At 56.7% G+C, this 16,171-nt stretch carries 12 protein-coding genes; 5 read left to right on the plus strand and 7 right to left on the minus strand.

The features are described from left to right. Positions 1 to 3 precede the first annotated feature (3 nt). From Fuma_RS06550 to Fuma_RS35675, 3 genes are all read right to left on the minus strand, one after another. Positions 4 to 1,215: a type II secretion system F family protein gene (locus tag Fuma_RS06550; protein ID WP_077023421.1), complete on the minus strand. Its 1,212-nt coding sequence runs from the start codon at positions 1,213 to 1,215 to the stop codon at positions 4 to 6. Between the two features lie 74 nt (positions 1,216 to 1,289). After that, entirely contained in the window at positions 1,290 to 2,978 is a 1,689-nt protein-coding gene (locus Fuma_RS06555) for a GspE/PulE family protein (protein ID WP_077023422.1), read from the minus strand. A 9-nt stretch (positions 2,979 to 2,987) separates the two neighbouring features. Next, entirely contained in the window at positions 2,988 to 6,671 is a 3,684-nt protein-coding gene (locus Fuma_RS35675) for a secretin N-terminal domain-containing protein (protein ID WP_218922399.1), read from the minus strand. 569 nt (positions 6,672 to 7,240) lie between these two features. Between Fuma_RS35675 and Fuma_RS35150 the strand changes: the two genes are divergently transcribed. The 3 genes from Fuma_RS35150 to Fuma_RS06575 all read left to right on the plus strand — a co-directional run bounded on the left by Fuma_RS35150 (position 7,241) and on the right by Fuma_RS06575 (position 10,711). Next, positions 7,241 to 8,398, plus strand: a complete 1,158-nt coding sequence (locus tag Fuma_RS35150) for an EF-hand domain-containing protein (protein WP_158520877.1) — start codon at positions 7,241 to 7,243, stop codon at positions 8,396 to 8,398. A 142-nt stretch (positions 8,399 to 8,540) separates the two neighbouring features. After that, positions 8,541 to 9,884, plus strand: a complete 1,344-nt coding sequence (locus tag Fuma_RS06570; RefSeq protein ID WP_083731854.1) for a DUF1501 domain-containing protein — start codon at positions 8,541 to 8,543, stop codon at positions 9,882 to 9,884. A gap of 5 nt (positions 9,885 to 9,889) precedes the next feature. After that, complete coding sequence (locus Fuma_RS06575) at positions 9,890 to 10,711, plus strand: cyanophycinase (protein WP_083731855.1); 822 nt, start codon at positions 9,890 to 9,892, stop codon at positions 10,709 to 10,711. Positions 10,712 to 10,791: 80 nt separating this feature from the next. On the opposite strand, the gene Fuma_RS06580 is transcribed toward Fuma_RS06575, so the two are convergent. From Fuma_RS06580 to Fuma_RS06590, 3 genes are all read right to left on the minus strand, one after another. Further along, positions 10,792 to 12,075, minus strand: a complete 1,284-nt coding sequence (locus tag Fuma_RS06580) for an outer membrane protein assembly factor BamB family protein (RefSeq protein WP_077023426.1) — start codon at positions 12,073 to 12,075, stop codon at positions 10,792 to 10,794. A 91-nt stretch (positions 12,076 to 12,166) separates the two neighbouring features. Then, positions 12,167 to 12,601 (minus strand): hypothetical protein, encoded by a 435-nt coding sequence (locus Fuma_RS06585; RefSeq protein ID WP_077023427.1) that lies wholly within the window; start codon positions 12,599 to 12,601, stop codon positions 12,167 to 12,169. A 138-nt stretch (positions 12,602 to 12,739) separates the two neighbouring features. Beyond that, entirely contained in the window at positions 12,740 to 13,843 is a 1,104-nt protein-coding gene (locus tag Fuma_RS06590; protein ID WP_077023428.1) for a Gfo/Idh/MocA family protein, read from the minus strand. Between the two features lie 346 nt (positions 13,844 to 14,189). Here Fuma_RS06590 and Fuma_RS06600 point away from each other — a divergent pair, with 346 nt between their 5' ends. Then, positions 14,190 to 15,239, plus strand: coding sequence for a TIGR03032 family protein (locus tag Fuma_RS06600; protein WP_077023430.1), 1,050 nt, complete (start codon positions 14,190 to 14,192; stop codon positions 15,237 to 15,239). Between the two features lie 28 nt (positions 15,240 to 15,267). Here the strand turns inward: Fuma_RS06600 and Fuma_RS06605 are convergent, their stop codons facing one another. Further along, a complete protein-coding gene (locus tag Fuma_RS06605; RefSeq protein ID WP_077023431.1) occupies positions 15,268 to 15,528 on the minus strand; it encodes a hypothetical protein in 261 nt (86 codons plus the stop codon). A 43-nt stretch (positions 15,529 to 15,571) separates the two neighbouring features. Here Fuma_RS06605 and Fuma_RS06610 point away from each other — a divergent pair, with 43 nt between their 5' ends. Continuing rightward, positions 15,572 to 15,958, plus strand: coding sequence for a hypothetical protein (locus Fuma_RS06610; protein WP_145944017.1), 387 nt, complete (start codon positions 15,572 to 15,574; stop codon positions 15,956 to 15,958). The last annotated feature ends 213 nt before the right edge of the window (positions 15,959 to 16,171 follow it).

Raw genomic sequence — 16,171 nt, forward strand, 5'->3', positions numbered from 1 at the left:
TTCTTACTGCATCGTGGACATGTTCAGAATTGGTAACAGCAATGCGGCGATCACAAACGTGACGATCGTCGCCATAAACAGCAGCATCACGGGTTCCAGCATTCGTACGACAACATCGATCTTCCGGCTGGTGTATTTTTCTGTGCTGTCTGCGATACCGATCAGTACGTTTTCCAGATTGTTCGCTTCTTCGCCAATCGAAATCATTTCCACAATCTCGCGCGAAAACTGGCCGGAGGCTCGCAGCGGAATTGCGAGTGACTTACCGCCGGATACGTTGTCTGCTGCGTTGCCGATGGCTTCGCTAAGCACGACGTTGCCGCTGGCGTCTTTGGCGATTCGCAGCGATTGCAGAATTGGAACTCCGTTGCCCAGCAGCGTGCCCAGCATTCGGCAGAAGCGAGCCACCGCGAGGTTCCTCACAATCGGGCCAAGACCCGGCAGCTGCAGCTTAATGCGGTCCCACTGGTCGTGAGCTTCTTCGTTATCGTTGTACCAATAAAAAACGCCGAACACCGCCGCGATAATCGCGGGGACAATGACGTACCACCATTCCTGCAAGCTGTCGCTGAAGGAAAGCAGAGTCGTCGTGGCCCATGGCAGGCTGCCGTCTTCTCGCATGCGAGCGAAAATGTTGGCGAATTCCGGAACGAACCAAACCAGCAACACCGTGATGATGACGGTTCCCACGCCGAACAGAAACAGCGGGTACACCATCGCTCCGGTGACCTTGCCTTTCAGTTCTTCCTGATGATCGTTGAACGCGGCCACTCGGGCCAGTACGTCTTCCAGAAAGCCGCCTTCTTCGCCCGCCTTGACCATGCTGACGGTCAGACTGTTGAAGGCTTTCGGGTGCCGGCGCATCGCATCGTTCAAACGGCTACCGTCCGCGATTTGTTCGCGGATGTCCTGAGTGACAAACTTCAGCGCGGCGTGTGACGTCTGGCCTTCCAGCAACTGCAGCGAACGCAGCAACGGAACGCCCGATCGCAGAAGGTCGGCAAGCTGATTGTAGAATGTGGTGAGGTACTTACCGGGAACTCGTTTGGAACCCGACACGACCTGCTTGCGAGTTTCCTCGGACATCCCGATCGACATCGGAAACAAACTCTTCGACTGCAGCACAGACAGCGCATCTTTTTCGCTGGTAGCGGTGAGCGTTCCCGTCACCTGCTTGCCGGAGAGTTCTCGAGCGATGTAATCGAAGTCGGGCATAGAAAATCAAACGCGGAGAGCAAAAGGTAGGAAGTCGAAGGGATACGATTCGCCGTTCTCCCCGCATGGCTCTGCTAAATAACAAGGTCCCCGCGGGTGATACGCACGACCTCTTCGACGCTGGTGACGCCCTCCATCACCTGTTCCCAGCCACTTTGCCGCAGAGTGGTCATGCCGTGCTGCAGGGCGTGGCGGCGAATCGTGGTGGAACTTTCGTTGTTGGCACACAGTTCCTGAAGCTTGCTGTCCGTCGACATCAGTTCGAACACGCCCACTCGGCCTGAGTAACCCGTTTCTGTGCATTCGCGACAGCCGACCGGTTCGTAAATGAACTCAGGAGCCAGTTCCTTCGGAAAGTCTTCCGGCACGTCGGCAGCGGAAACTGCGACTTGGCGCTTGCAGTCTTTGCACAATCGTCGCACCAGCCGCTGAGCCAAAACGCCTTCCACGGTGCTCGCCACAAGGTACGGTTCGACGCCCATGTCCACCAGTCGCGTGAAGGCACTCGGCGCGTCGTTGGTGTGCAATGTGCTGAAGACGACGTGACCAGTCAAAGCCGCCTGAATAGCTGCCTGAGCCGTTTCGCCGTCTCGAATTTCCCCGATCAGTACGACGTCCGGGTCATGTCGCAGAATGCTGCGAAGGCCGGCGGCAAAAGTCAGGCCGATGCGACTGTGGACCTGAATCTGACTGATTCCGTCCATCTGATATTCCACCGGATCTTCGACCGTAATGATCTTGGTTTCCGGATTCTTGATCTCATTCAACGCACTGTAAAGCGTCGTTGATTTACCACTACCCGTGGGGCCGGTAACAAGAATGATTCCGTGAGGCAGTTCGATCAGGCTGCGGAAACGCTTAATGATGGTTGGCGGCATGCCGACGTTCTTGAGGTCGAACGTCATCTTGGCTTTGTCCAGAAGACGCATCACGACGCCTTCGCCATGAGCCATCGGGATAATCGACACACGAACATCGACCTCACGCCCCATGACTCGCAGCTTGATTCGCCCGTCCTGCGGCAAACGCTTTTCCGCGATGTTAAGGTGCGACATGATTTTCAGTCGCGTGACGATTGCGGAGAAGAAGTGATTGATCTCCGGCGGCGTGGATTGAATTCGCAGCATCCCGTCGATGCGGTAGCGGACTCGTAAACCGCTTTCCTGTGGTTCGATATGAACGTCACTGGTGCCCAGCTTGACGGCTTCGATCAGCAGCTCGTTAACAAGGCGAATAACCGACGGCGCTTGTGCTCCTTCACCGAGTTCGCCGTGGTCTTCTTCGATTTCTTCGAGAAGTTCGATGCCATCTTCGCTACGTTGGCGGACCAGTTCGTTGATCGTGTCGCCGCCGACGCCCAGCAGTTCTCGAATGCGTGTGCCGAGTTCCTGACTACGCGTAAGGACAGGTTCCAGACGCAGCCCGCTGACGGTGCCGAGTTCGTCCAGACCTTCCAGGTTTAGTGGATCGTCGGTCGCAACAACGACGTGTCCGTTTTCGCGATACAACGGCAGCAGTGAATGTCGGTAGATGGCCGACGTGGGAAATTTGGAAAGGAGTTCGGTGTCGACCGTCACGTCTTTGAGGTCGACGTAGGCCATGCCGAATTCGGCGGATAGCGTCTTCAGGACGGCGTCTTCTGTGACGAGGCCCATCTTGATCAGAGTTTGATCAATGCGCGAGCCGTTTTGTTCGCCACGAGCCAGCTTAAGCTGCTCCTGCGACACAAGGCCTTCATCGACGAGTAGTTGTCCGAGTTCCATAATTGGTTACTACCTTCCACCACGTCCGCCGCCGCCACCGCGACCGCCGCCACCGAATCCACCTCGACCACCGCCGCCACGCTGTCCCCCACCGCCCGCTGCTCCGCCGCCGCCTTGAGCCCCTCGTTGCTGCATCGCTCGCATAAACGCTTCACGTTGAGCCTGCTGGGCTGCTTCGGCCGCTTTGTTGTCGCCGCCGCCAGAATTACTGTCGTTGCTGCTGGATGATGACGTTCGACCGCTTGTGCTGGACGACGATACTGAGACTCGAGGCAACAACGATGTCAGTGACTGTTGAATCATGGTCGCGTCGGCGTTCTTCAATTGGATGACTCGAATCATGCGATTCGCGTCCTTCGCCGCCGTGTCTAAGTCCTTAACAACAGATTCGACGGCTTCGAACAATTCCAAGCTACTGTTCACCAGAATCAGGCTGTTTTGCTGGTCAACCGTCAAGTGCATTCGCACCTGAGCCGCTTCGTTGCCGGCACCGCCTCGGCCGCCGCCACCAAACATAGCCGCCAGTGGATTTTGCTGTTGAGCGTTCCTGCCCTGGGCCTGAGCTTCCAGATATGTCTTGAACAAATCGTCCAGCATGCTCTTCACGTCGTTCACATCGGCGTAGTCGACCAGGATTTTACGTGGTTGCATATCCTTCAGCGAATCCGGGCCGTCGTTGGAATCCAAAACCTTAAGCAAAGAAATCGCGTCTTTGACCATAATCGGCGGGCCCGTCAGAAACAGCGAATTTGTGCGAGGTTCCGGGATGATCTTCAGCGAATTCGATGCCCCGCCCAGACCGCTAAGTCCGGTGGCGTCCATCAGGCTGCCGCCAAGGTCCGAGAAACCGCCCGCCAGGCTACCCAGCATACTGCCACCCATGCTGCTGCTGGTGGTGGCGACGGAACTGCTGGGGAAGAATTGAGCCAGCATGTCGGACGCTTCCAGAGCATCTGCCGACTTCAAAAAGTACTGAGTGTATTCCGGCTTGAAGGGGATCGTCTGCTGCAGCATATCGAACAGATCTTCCAAACGATCCAGTTCTTTTTCGTTCGACGACGACAGGATCAAGTCGTCTCCCTGCACGATAATCTCAAGCGGCTCGTTGTCTTCAGACGACTGTTCTGCAGCTTTGTCTGGCGTCTCTTTCTCAGCGTCTTCATCAGGATGCCCGTTCGGACTCCACAATGCGCGAGTCTGAATGTGTTCGGCCTGCTTTGCCGCCGCGGTTGAACTCGAAGAGATCCCCGTACTTCGTTCACGCATTGCGAACAGCGGCGACTGACTTAACGCCAGTGCACTTAATGAAACGACTGAACCTGTGCTTCGCGTTTCCGTTGAGCTAGCTGAAAAACCAGAACCGCGACCGCTTGGTTTAACCGGTGCCTGAGTGATCTCTGGCTCTGGTACGTTTAGCTTGGGGTCTTCGCGTTTCGAAACTGGAGGCGCGTCTGATTCCCGAGGCCGCTCAGCCGCTGGACGCAGTTGTTCGGTTTCCAGTGGCAGTTCGCCATCCGATGTCTGGCGACTTTTCACTGGTCCGGATTCTTCCAGCTCCATGATCTTCAGCTTGGTTGATTCGTTGGCATCCCAGTTGGCTTTCAGAAGTTTCAGAAAGTCCTGAGGATCGCGGCCCTGCATGGACAGACGTCGCACTGTGCCACCGTCGCCGCGATCACGAACGCCTGATCCGTCTTCACCCAGATCAGCCAGAACCTGCTTAATCTGAGTAATGTGATCAATGCTGCCTCGCACGATTAATCGCCGGCCATACAGGTCGGTTTCAATCGTGGGAGCATCGTCGCCGTCGGAATAGAACAGCGATCGTAACGTCGCGGCGGCCGACACGGGATCCATTTGAGAAAGCGGAATCACAGCCACCGAACCGATGGACCCTGCCCCGTCCAGTTGCCGCACCAGCATTGCGACTTCCTGATGCTGTCGCTCACTGGCCATGATGTGAATTCGACCGTTGCGGCCATCTTCGTTAACGACCGTCACGCCTGGCATATTCATCGCGGTCAGAGTACTGGCCACTTCGCGAGCGTCTGAAGATTTGACTTCGTAGACTTCCAGATAGGTGCCTTTGCGACCTCGCGTCAGTGGCTTACCGTCGGGCCCTTCGCCGACATCCACGAACGCGAGAATTTCTTTGACCAACGCGTGTTGTTTGGCGGTTCCCGTGACCAGAAGACTGTTCAACCGCAGGTCTGATGCGATCTGAATGGGGGATTCTGTTTTTGAAGCTGGCTGAGGTTGTGGCGTCGGTGTACCGCCTCGTGAACGAGACTGCATCCGAGATTGCTCCTGTGCCCCGGACGTAACGTTCGCGACATTTTGACGCATGCCGAACTGCGTCATCACCTGAATTTCAGCTTCCTCAGCGTCCATGTATTTCAGTGAATAAGCATTGAACAACATCGCATCCGGCTTCGATTTCGACATCGCTTCCGTTAGCAGGCGATGGATGCGTCGCAGGTTCGATCCGATATCCGTCACAATCAGCAGGCGAGATTCGGTGAGGGCAATCATGCTTCCCCACGGTCCGACCAGCGGTTCGATTTCCTGAGCCGCTTTGGCGGTATCCATTTCCGAAATTTCAATTGGCACATTCACTAACTCGTTATCACCCACCACCTGATTGGGGCCGATGGTCAATAACTCTTCGATCGTGACGTCTCGCAGCAGGCTGGGCGGAATGCCGTCGTCCAGGTTGATCACGATCAGGAAGTGATCTTTCTGAAACATGCCGAACCCCTTGCGAAGCAAGTAGCCGTTCATGATGTCCAGCGCCTTTTTGGCGTCATACTTTCGGTCGTCTAAGTGACTGAACGTACCTGGCGGAACCTTGTTCAGGTCCAGCGTCAAACCGGTGGCATCGGCAAACATCTGCAGCACCTGATCCCACGGTGCATACTTAAAGTTAAAGCTGAATTCGTCCACGATTCGACGCGGGCCGCCAGCGGCGTCGCCAAAACTAAGCGTGGCTGTTTCGCCTTCCGGGGGCTTGTTGGAGATCGCAGGTGCGGCCGCTGCACCGGCAGGTCTGTCAGCCGGACTTTGAGCCATCGCTGCCGGCGCACCGGACGAGTCGCGACTATCACTGGACGCCACTTGCTCGCGTGGCGCAGGTGCCTGGCTGAGGTCTTTTTCGAATCGCGACTTCTGTTCCGGCGTCAGCACGGCCAGATATTTCGCCTGCCATTCGTCTTCGAACTTTTCGCGGTCCTCTTCCGAAGCGTTTGAATCAAGTTGCCGGGCAGCACTACGACGTTGGCCGTAAAGCTCGTCCAGCTTCTTTTTCTGCTCGTCCGTCAGGCCATAGTCTTCCGCAATGCTGTCACTGGCAAGTCCGCGAGGACCGCTGTTCTTAAGGTACAGCCCGCGAAGTTTCGCGCGTTCGCTTTGGCTAAGCAGAGTGGGAGCTTTGTCCTGAAACATCGTGCGCTGAGCCTGGATCTTGTCGCCCATTTCCTGACGCAGACGGTTCTTTTCTTCGTCGGTCTCCGCGTCGCGAATCTGCTGGCTTGCCTTGGCAAAGTAGTCGCGATCAAACTCAGAAGCGGCCTTCAGTTCCTGCAGCTTATTGGCCGTCTCATCCGACAGTCCCAGCTCAGCATAAACCGCATCGCTCCGCAGCAAATCCGTTTCTGACCCACGACCGCGCTGAGCCATCACCTCAGGTGACATCATTGCGCAGGCGAGAGCTAACAGAAGTGTCCTTGCAGAATTCGATTTCATGGTGGCTCGAATCATCGATTTTATGCCTTCATCCGGGCAGGCTTGGGTTCTGAATATGCGGTCAAACCGGAGCTAGCTCGCAAACGGCTATTACCAGTGCATGACTTCGTGAAATAGACCACTTTGGAACGCAATGGCTCGAGGGACTATAGAAGTGAATTCGCCAATGACAGGCAATATTCACACTGGCCAAAACCCCGCCTGGCGTCGGTAAGAGCCTCTCTATTCTATGAATTCGACGTGAATCCGCAGTATTCTTCGGTCTGAATCCCGCGAAGCAAGCAATTTAGGCAGTCTGCGTGGGAGATGCGGGTTGTGACAATGTACCAAACGTCAAAATGGGGCGGAACCGGCCATTTGAAGTCTTTGTGTCAGTACGTCGCTGCTGCGCCGGCTTTCCTTGTAAATTTGTTTGCCAATCTGGCGAACACCGCGATACTCAGGCACAATTTCGGGGTTTGCTCAATTAGGACCTTGTCCATTAATCTGCCCAATCGACTCCTCAAAAGGGGTTCCACGCAATGAAAACGATAGCCACAACCTTAGTTCTCACCTTGCTTCTGGCCTTCCAGCCAACCGCTGACGCTCAGCGCGGTGGAGATCGGGGTGACCGAGGCGGATTCGGTGGTCGCGGCGGCGGCGAGGAAGGCGGTCGTTCACGCGGTGGATTCGGCGGCGGGCAGACTCGCGGTGGATTTGGCGGAGGTCCTCCCGGTGGTGGACGGCCCACCATGGATGCCAACGGCGATGGCCGCATTGACCAATCCGAGCTGGACCGTATGCCGCCTCAGTTTAAGCAGATGATGGAAGCACGTGGCATCAAGCTGCAGGCTGGCGTGAGTGTCGACGAATTCCGCAACAACATGCGTGAACAATTCATGAGGGCTCGCGAAGAAGGCGGTTCGTCGTTCGGGCAGCGGCCATCACCAGCCAGTGAAAATGCGTCAGCAGGCAACCGGACCGCGTACACGCCTTCGGCTCCGTTTCGAGCACGAGACAAAGAACGGATGACGATTGACCTTCCGCCAAAATGGAGTGAGCTGGATACCGACTTCGACGGTCAGGTTGCTTTGTACGAATGGATGACGGCTCGCCGTGACGAATTGGATCTGTTCGACGAAATTGACTCCGACTTCGACGGCCTGCTGACACCGCGCGAACTGAAAGACTACGACGATGTCGCCTCCAGCGGCGAACAGATGCTGGCCAAAATGGCGGAAAAGTATGCTCGCCCGCGTCTGACAATTGTCAGCGCAAACGGAGCGACAACCATCGGCGGCAAAGGAAGCGCCGCGATTGCAAACATGTCTAAGGAAGAACAACAGAAGCATCAGGAGACGGCAAAACGCTACTTCCCGATGATGGACAAAGACAAAGACGGCAAAATCAGCATGGAAGAATTTGACGCCAGTCGCCGAATTCGACCCATGTTTGAAAAGGCGGGTATCAAAGTCGAAGCCATGTCCGCCGAACAATTTACTCAACGCTACACCCAGGCAATCGCCTTCTTTCAGTCTCAAAAAGGCGCAGGCGGCGACACGTCCGGCCGTGGCGGCGATTTTGGTGGGCGAGGCGGATTTGGGCGCGGCGGCGATACCGGCGGCAGGGGTCGTGGCGGAGATTCCGGTGGTAGGGAGTCTGGTGGCAGAGGTGGTTTCGGCCGGGGCGGTGGTCGATAGTGGCGGCAGCATCGTAGGCGTCAATTCTGCACGAAGGATTGTGTGACGGATCAGTTGCGCTTACGATATTAGTCCCGCCCCAGCTCAGTGACGGAACTTGCTGAGCACAACTCGCCCACCTGATACCTTGAAAGGTCCCAACATGTTTGGCCCTGCCTCAACGTCCGCTGGCGCTCGTACACGCCACAATCGTCGCTGGTTTTTGAACAGCGGCATGACGGCTCTTGGTGGTTTAAGCGCGGCTCAGCTGATGAGCCTGCAGGCTGCGTCGGGAGCATCCACGTCGCCGACCGCGGACAAGAAGGCTGTCATTCTGTTCTGGTTGTCCGGCGGCCCCAGTCATATCGACATGTGGGATCCCAAGCCCGACGCACCATCGGAAATTCGAGGCCCCTACTCAACGATTCCGACCAAGCTGCCTGGCGTCCGATTTTCTGAGCACCTGCCATTGCAGGCGTCTATCGCGGACAAGCTTTCCATTATTCGATCGGTTGACTGTTCGTCCAGCAACCACACACCAATCACGATGCAGGCTGGCAACCCGCTGGCTCGCCGCACGAACGACGGTCGTGATGGCGACGGTTACCCATCGATGGGTGCAGTCGCGGCAAAGTTTCGAGGTTCCAACGATGCCGACCTGCCCCCGTTTGTGGGGCTGGCCGATTCATGGGCCGCCGACGTGTGGGAAGCCGGCCACATGGGCAGCGACTTTTCCCCCGTGAAAGGCAACGAACTGCAGGGCAAGTTCGCCATGCCGCCCGGCATCGCAGCCGACCGTTTCCGAAGCCGCCAGAACATTCGTCAACAGCTGGATCTGTTTGGTGGCAGCATTGCAAATGACCAAACGCTAAATCAAACGGACCGATTTACTCAACAGGCCTACGACCTTGTGCTGTCCGGCAAGGTTCAAAAAGCGTTCAACGTTGACGAAGAATCCGCAGAAACGAAGGCCGCTTACGGAACGGAAAGCATGGCGAAAAAAGCCCTGCAGGCTCGCCGACTGGTGGAAGCCGGCGTCACGTTTGTGCTGGTCAGCGGCGCGTGGGGCTACTTCGACCATCATGGCGATCAGGTTCGCTGGGGCGGCATTGAAAAAGGACTCACACCGCTGCTGCCACGAGTCGACCGAACTTTGTACGCGCTGATCAACGATCTTGAACAGCGAGGCATCCTGGACAGCACGCTGGTGCTGATGATGGGCGAATTTGGCCGAGCCCCCGTGATCAACAAAGATGCTGGACGCGATCACTGGACGAACGTGATGTCGATGGTCGTCGCGGGCGGTGGCTTGAACCATGGCCAGGTGATCGGTTCGACCGATCGGCGTGGTGGAGCGATCGAATCAAGTGTCGTGCGTCCTCAGGACCTTGCCGCGACGACGTTCCAGCACTTGGGCATCGATTTGAACGCCCACTGGACCAACACTCAGGGCCGCCCGATTCCGATTGTCGTCGAAGGCGGACGTCCGATCCCGGAACTCGGTTAGACCGAATGCTAAGCGTCCTCAAATCCGCGTTCGCCCCCGCACAATTGATCGCGGTGTGGCTACTGTGTTGCGGTTTGACTGTTGCCGAAGAAGGCACGCTGGTGATCGTCGGCGGTGGCGGTACACCGGAAGCTGTGGTTGTGAAGACCATGGAACTGGCAGGAGGACCAGAGGCCAACATCGTGGTTTTGCCTCAGGCATCGTCGCGCGAAGATCGTGGCCAGTCGTCTGCCAGGATGTTTAAGGACGCAGGAGCGACACGCGTTACGGTCGTCGAAGTTGACGCCCCGCTGGCGGCTCGAAAAAGTATCGAGGCAGCCGACCTGATTTGGTTTCCCGGCGGCCAGCAGAGTCGCCTGATGGGAGCTCTGACGAAAGCGGACCTCGTCGACACCATTGTTGCTCGACATAAAGCGGGCACGGTCATCGGCGGCACCAGCGCCGGAGCCGCCGTGATGGCGTTGGACATGATCCCGCACTCGCCCGACGAACAAGCGCTACGATTCGGCAACACGCCGATCACAAAAGGCCTTGGCCTGGCACCAGAGTTAATCGTGGACCAGCACTTTGTGGAACGCAGTCGATTGAATCGTTTGCTGAGTGCCGTGATCGACCGCCCGCAGCGTATCGGCGTGGGCATCGGCGAACGCACGGCCGTATTGTGGCACAACAAAACGCTACAGGTACTAGGTGAAGGCAGCGTCGTGATTCTCGATGCTCGCAACGCGGCAGTCGCAACCGCGTCTGCCGGCAAACTGCAAGGCGTTCGCGACATCCGTCTTTACGTATTGAAATCCGGCGAGCAGTACGACGGCAAGGGGCGGTAGACACTGCGTTGGTATCAGTCCGCTGGAAACGGTTGTCGAAACCAACGAACTGCGTCTGAAGGAATTCGGCCCTATCGGTGTTATTCCGCGATCAGGTAAATATGTTCCTGCGTGCGGAGCAGAATCTTTCCATCGACGAACACAGGCGTCGCAACCGTGTGCTCGCCACCGATTTCATTCTTGCTGATCACTTTGAACTCATCGGCCATCGCGTCGATGACAAAGACGGCCCCGTCCTGACGAGTCACATACAGCTTACCGTCTGCCAGAATCGGTGACGCTCGGAATGTCATGCGGTGTTTTTCTAACTGGCCTGACCAGATTGTCTTGCCTGTTTTCAGATCCAGGCAGTCGATCGTGCCGCGATCATTCTTGACGTCGCGCAACACAAACACGCGTGCGTTTGCGACCGTCGGGGTTGGGACATCGGCGGAGGTTCCTTTGTTCGTCCACAGGACGTGTGAATCTGTGACATTGCCAGTCCCACCCATTTTGATAGCGGTCAGCGTGCCGCCGCGAGCATACGGCGCGATCACGATCCCGTCGGTCGCGACCGACGAACTGATTGACCGGAAGTACTCGTTGTGCTCCGGATTCAGGCTGCCCACACGCCACAATTCTGCGCCGTCGGAGGCGTCGTGGCAGGTGACATAGTCAGCGCCGGTCACGACGATAACTTCTTTACCATCCGGGTTTGTTGTGACAACCGGAGTGGTGTAACTCTGAGCAGCCTCGCGCGGTGCGTCTGTTTTGCGGTCGTGCTTCCACAACAATTCTCCGTCCGCCGGGTTGAAGGCCGCAAGATACGACGGGCCCGTGTGCATCATCGTGATAACGATCGCATTGCTGGTGAACACCGGTGACGTGCCCAAATCCCACCACAGCGTTTCTGTGGTGACTTCAGCAAATCGATCGAAGACGTTGGTCTGCCACACAAGGTCGCCGGCCAGATTAAAACAACCAAAGTCGCCGCTTTTGAAATACACGAAAACGCGTTCGCCATCTGTCAGCGGCGATGGATTCGCGCCGGTGCCGTCTTTGCCCTGTTTGCCTTCCAGCGACTTACCAAAGTTGTGTTGCCAAATCTGCTTTCCGTCCATGCCGATGCATGTGACGAGGTTCTTCCCGTTATGCGTCGAGGTATAGAAAATTCGGCCGTTGGTGACGGCAGGTGTGGAGGCCCCGATCCCGGTGATCGCGTGTTTCCACGTGATGTTGCTGTCGGCGGACCATTCGGTTGCATAGCCGCTTCCGTTAGCCACGCCATTGCCGTTCGGGCCGCGCCAGCTTGGCCATTCCGCAGCGTGACTGCCGTCGGAAAGCGAGGCGATGAGAAAGACAGGAATCGAAAGGAAACGAAACATGGGAATCTCCGGCGTTGGCGGACAGGCATAAAGAAGCCCGGCGTTCTGTTGAAAAGCCGGGCGTCTGTGCAATTACTCGATAGCCTTTAGATTAGTGAGCGTGAGCCCCATGGCCATGCTCATCGGCAGCTTCATCCTCGTCTGAAAAATCGATCAGATTGCCGAACGTGCCCGACATCTGAACCGATCCGCACAGCAGCGTGATACATGTCAGCATCGTCACGTAGATGAATTTGCCTGCGTAGTTGCTGACCGTCAGGCCGAAAATCGTATGAGCTCCATCAATGGGCGGAGCGACGGCTCCCCACACGATCACTGCCACGAACATCAGCAACAGGACACCGATAAAGCCGCCACGACGAAGGATGTCGAAGGTCTTCACCCAGTTCACGGCCAGCGACCAGAAAGCGATCCACGCCAGCAAAGGCAGCCACGGCAGAATCACCTTCACAAATGCGACCACAACATCCAGCAATGACCAAAAGACATTGACCAGACTATGGAAGAGTTCGAAAACGGCGTCCATGGAAGTTTGTATTCAGTTTGAAGTGTGAAAGAAGTGACAGGAGAAGCCCCGCAAAGTCCTTGCGAGGTAAGCTCTCGGTGATCAGCGAATCCTAGCGATATTCTCCGCAAAACTCCAGTTTCCGCCAGCCAGAAAACGCTACGGCGCGACAGCTTCGCCGCCATTTCGAGCGGACTGTAACGCCGCATCCAGCACGCGCTGCGTTTGCAACGCGATTTCCGGCCAGTGAGAATCCACTTTGCCACTCAGCACGAGCGATGAGAAGTTGCGGAACAGATTCGTTTCCTGAGCCGTCTTTTCGTTGTTGGCGTATTCGGGCACGGCTACGGATTGAAGGTGTTTCTCCATGTTGAACTGGCAACCGTCGGTGACGAAGTCGTGGTTGGCGACATCAAACGAAACCGTGTTCCCGAAATATGGCAGCACGAAGTCCTTCACGTCGACGTACCCTTTTGTTCCGCTGATGTTCACCCATTGCTGGTGGTTGCCTCGGAACGAGTTATAGAAGGTCGCTGACACGCCGCTGGCGAAATGCAGTTCGCCCTGGAATTCCATCGGAACGTCTTCCGGACTGTCCGGACGTTTGGCGCCATGCAGAATTCGCCCGCGAACTTCGACAGGCATTTCGTAGTTCATGGTCCACAACGTCATTCGGATCGTGTACCAGCCAAGGTCTCCCAGGCAGCCGGCGGGTTCGAGATTGCTGCTGGCTCGGATGTTGCTGCCCACCCATTCTTCGTCCGCACAGAAGCTGAACTGACTGGCGATACGTCGGATCTCGCCAACGCTGTTGCCATCGTCCAGCACTTTACGAAGCTCAGGCAGCCGAGCACTGTGCATGAACATCACGCCGTCCATAAACTGCACGTTGTTCGCGTTGCAGGCATCAATCATCGTCTGCACATCAGCAGCCGTGACACCGCAGGGCTTTTCGACCATCACATGCTTGCCCGCGTTGGCGGCCTTCACCACCCATTCCGTGCGCAGGCCGGTCGGCAGCGGAACATAAACGGCGTCAATATCGCCTCGCTGCAGAAGTTCGTCATAGCTGCCAACGGCATCGACCTGCTGGCTGACCGGCGCGGAAGCCTGGCATTCGTCAATAAACGCCTGAGCCTTCTCAGTCGCACGACTGGCCACCGCGACGACCTGACCGTTGCCCGAATTGGCAATCGAATGCCAGTTCTTCATGGCAATACCAGCGGTACTCAAAATGCCCCAGCGGCAAGTTTGCTGACTCATATGGGCCTGTTCTCACTTATGTTTGCTGCCTGGCGCGAAAGCCTGACTTCCTGAAGTCGCCGAGCTTTCAACTCCGAAAACGATTTGACTTGTGAACTCAACGCAGCGGCAAATTTCACCGTCCCCTGCGCTGTGATGCGGATCGTCTTGAAATCTGCGACAGAACTCAAGCGTTCGGAAACAGCGACAACTGCACCGGGCCGGCGATGGTGAACCACTACGAAGCCGTACCGCTCGCTGGCCACTCATTGTCGTTGGTGTTACTTTCTGGCACGACTCTAGGCCAACGCTTGTAGTCGTTTGATCGCCTTTAGCTCGTGACTCTTCAGCTTGAAAGTGTTGTACATTGTCTGGTTCTGCCGTTTTCGAACTCACGTCATCACGACAGTTTCCGGACTGGCTGGTCGAACAAAGGCTAAGCCTGGCGTTCACCACCTACCAGGCAGGAAAACTGTTCCTGCTGGGTACCAAACCTGATGGCAAACTGTCGGTTTTCGAACGTACTTTCAATCGGTGCCTGGGCTTGTGGTCAAACGGCCAGGCGTTGTGGCTGTCGTCGCTGTATCAGTTGTGGCGGTTTGAGAATGTTCTTGAACAAGGTCAGCGAGCGGAAACGGCCGACCGACTTTACGTGCCACAGGTGGTTTACGTCACCGGCGATCTGGATATCCACGACGTGGCGGTTGAAGATTCCGGTCGCGTGGTTTTCGTGAACACGCTGTTCGGCTGCCTGGCAACAATCAGTGAGACTCACAGCTTTGTGCCTCTGTGGAAGCCGCCCTTCATTGACCGTCTGGCTGCCGAAGACCGTTGCCATCTGAACGGGCTGGCACTGGAAAACGGCAAGGCGAAATACGTCACGGCGGTCAGTCGCAGCAACGTTGCTGATGGCTGGCGAGATCGGCGTCATGACGGAGGCTGCGTGATCGACGTGCCGTCCAACGAAATCGTGGCGGAAGGACTTTCGATGCCGCATTCACCACGAGTCTACCAGGATAAGTTGTGGGTACTGAATTCGGGCACGGGCCACTTCGGCTTTATTGATCGCGACAAAGGCACGTTTGAAGAAGTGGCGTTCTGTCCGGGCTATCAGCGAGGTCTGTCGTTCCACGGTGACTACGCGATCATCGGCCTGTCGAAGCAGCGTGAGAACCGAACGTTCTCCGGGCTGGATCTGGATCAGAATCTGGAAAAGGCTCAGGTCGATCCTCGCTGCGGCCTGCACATCATCGACCTGCGAACCGGCGACGCCATTCACTGGGTGCGGATTGAAGGCGTGGTGTCGGAACTGTACGACGTCGTGGCATTGCCCGGTGTGCGGCAGCCTCAGGCACTGGGCTTCAAAAGCGACGAGATTCGTCGCGTGTTGCGGGTTGGTGAGGAGCAGCAGCTGTAAACGGGCAGCAAGTGTGGGACTGGCGTTGTTATAGGTCGTTTAACCCGTAGCCGGAGGCGCAGGCGTCGTTGGGGCGGCGTCCGTAGATCGTCCACTTCCGCTGCGACATAGCCGTGTCCGGCCACACCTGCGCCTCCGGCTGCGGGTTAAACGATTGGGCGGGCTCGCCGCGTTCGGCGAAGGTCTCCTGACCTCGCCCCCATTTCGCTACAGGTATTTCGTGGTTGAGCGATGAAATTCGGCGTAACAAAATGGCGCGGGTTTCGCTTGAGAGAATTGAATGAGGCATGTTGCCTCTGGATTCGAACCTCAAACCCCGAAAGGACGTTCCCATGTCTCGATTTATTGCCTTGGCGTTTCTCTTGTGCGGCACAACCTCGATTGTTTCTGCACAGGATTTCGCACAGTTGGAAAACACCTATCACGTTGAAGTCCGAGTAGAACATTGGCGGATCGGCTCTGCCTATTGGTCAACCGAGTTTTCCACAACGGACTACGATAGTGCACTTCTGATGTTTGATTTGTTTGAACTGGCTCTTGAAGAAAATGCCTTGCGTGAGATGTTGGGGTTCAGCTGGCAGTGGCTGGTAACCGATGTTCGCATCCGCACGGAATATCCGCCAGAACTGACCGCGCCATTGCAGCGAGCACAAACACTGCGGCTGCAACGTCAAGCTACCGCGTATCAAACACCAATCCACCAATATCCGGGCCAGTAGCAGATGGCGGACGGGCGAAGCCTGCCAGCGTCAGCACTCGAAAACGGGGCCTGACGCTGCGTAGGCACAAAAAACAGCATTCGACCATGCTCGCCCCGCGGAGGGAGACGGAGACCTGGGGGCGGAGAGTGTTCGGGGTCAGGAGACCCTCGCGCAGCGGCGAAGCGGACAACGGGGTGAATCACTGTTGCCAGAGTTGCATATGGTAGTCGT

It is taken from the genome of Fuerstiella marisgermanici (assembly GCF_001983935.1).
Classification (GTDB): Bacteria; Planctomycetota; Planctomycetia; order Planctomycetales; family Planctomycetaceae; genus Fuerstiella; species Fuerstiella marisgermanici.

Bases quoted from the DNA above. Each gene is read 5' to 3' on its own strand.
- Fuma_RS35150 (WP_158520877.1), top strand. From the start codon at position 7,241: ATGAAAACGATAGCCACAACCTTAGTTCTCACCTTGCTTCTGGCCTTC.
- Fuma_RS06575 (WP_083731855.1), top strand. From the start codon at position 9,890: ATGCTAAGCGTCCTCAAATCCGCGTTCGCCCCCGCACAATTGATCGCG.
- Fuma_RS06610 (WP_145944017.1), top strand. From the start codon at position 15,572: ATGTCTCGATTTATTGCCTTGGCGTTTCTCTTGTGCGGCACAACCTCG.
- Fuma_RS06555 (WP_077023422.1), bottom strand. From the start codon at position 2,978: ATGGAACTCGGACAACTACTCGTCGATGAAGGCCTTGTGTCGCAGGAG.
- Fuma_RS06590 (WP_077023428.1), bottom strand. From the start codon at position 13,843: ATGAGTCAGCAAACTTGCCGCTGGGGCATTTTGAGTACCGCTGGTATT.
- Fuma_RS35675 (WP_218922399.1), bottom strand. From the start codon at position 6,671: ATGATGTCACCTGAGGTGATGGCTCAGCGCGGTCGTGGGTCAGAAACG.
- Fuma_RS06580 (WP_077023426.1), bottom strand. From the start codon at position 12,075: ATGTTTCGTTTCCTTTCGATTCCTGTCTTTCTCATCGCCTCGCTTTCC.
- Fuma_RS06570 (WP_083731854.1), top strand. From the start codon at position 8,541: ATGTTTGGCCCTGCCTCAACGTCCGCTGGCGCTCGTACACGCCACAAT.
- Fuma_RS06605 (WP_077023431.1), bottom strand. From the start codon at position 15,528: ATGCCTCATTCAATTCTCTCAAGCGAAACCCGCGCCATTTTGTTACGC.
- Fuma_RS06585 (WP_077023427.1), bottom strand. From the start codon at position 12,601: ATGGACGCCGTTTTCGAACTCTTCCATAGTCTGGTCAATGTCTTTTGG.
- Fuma_RS06550 (WP_077023421.1), bottom strand. From the start codon at position 1,215: ATGCCCGACTTCGATTACATCGCTCGAGAACTCTCCGGCAAGCAGGTG.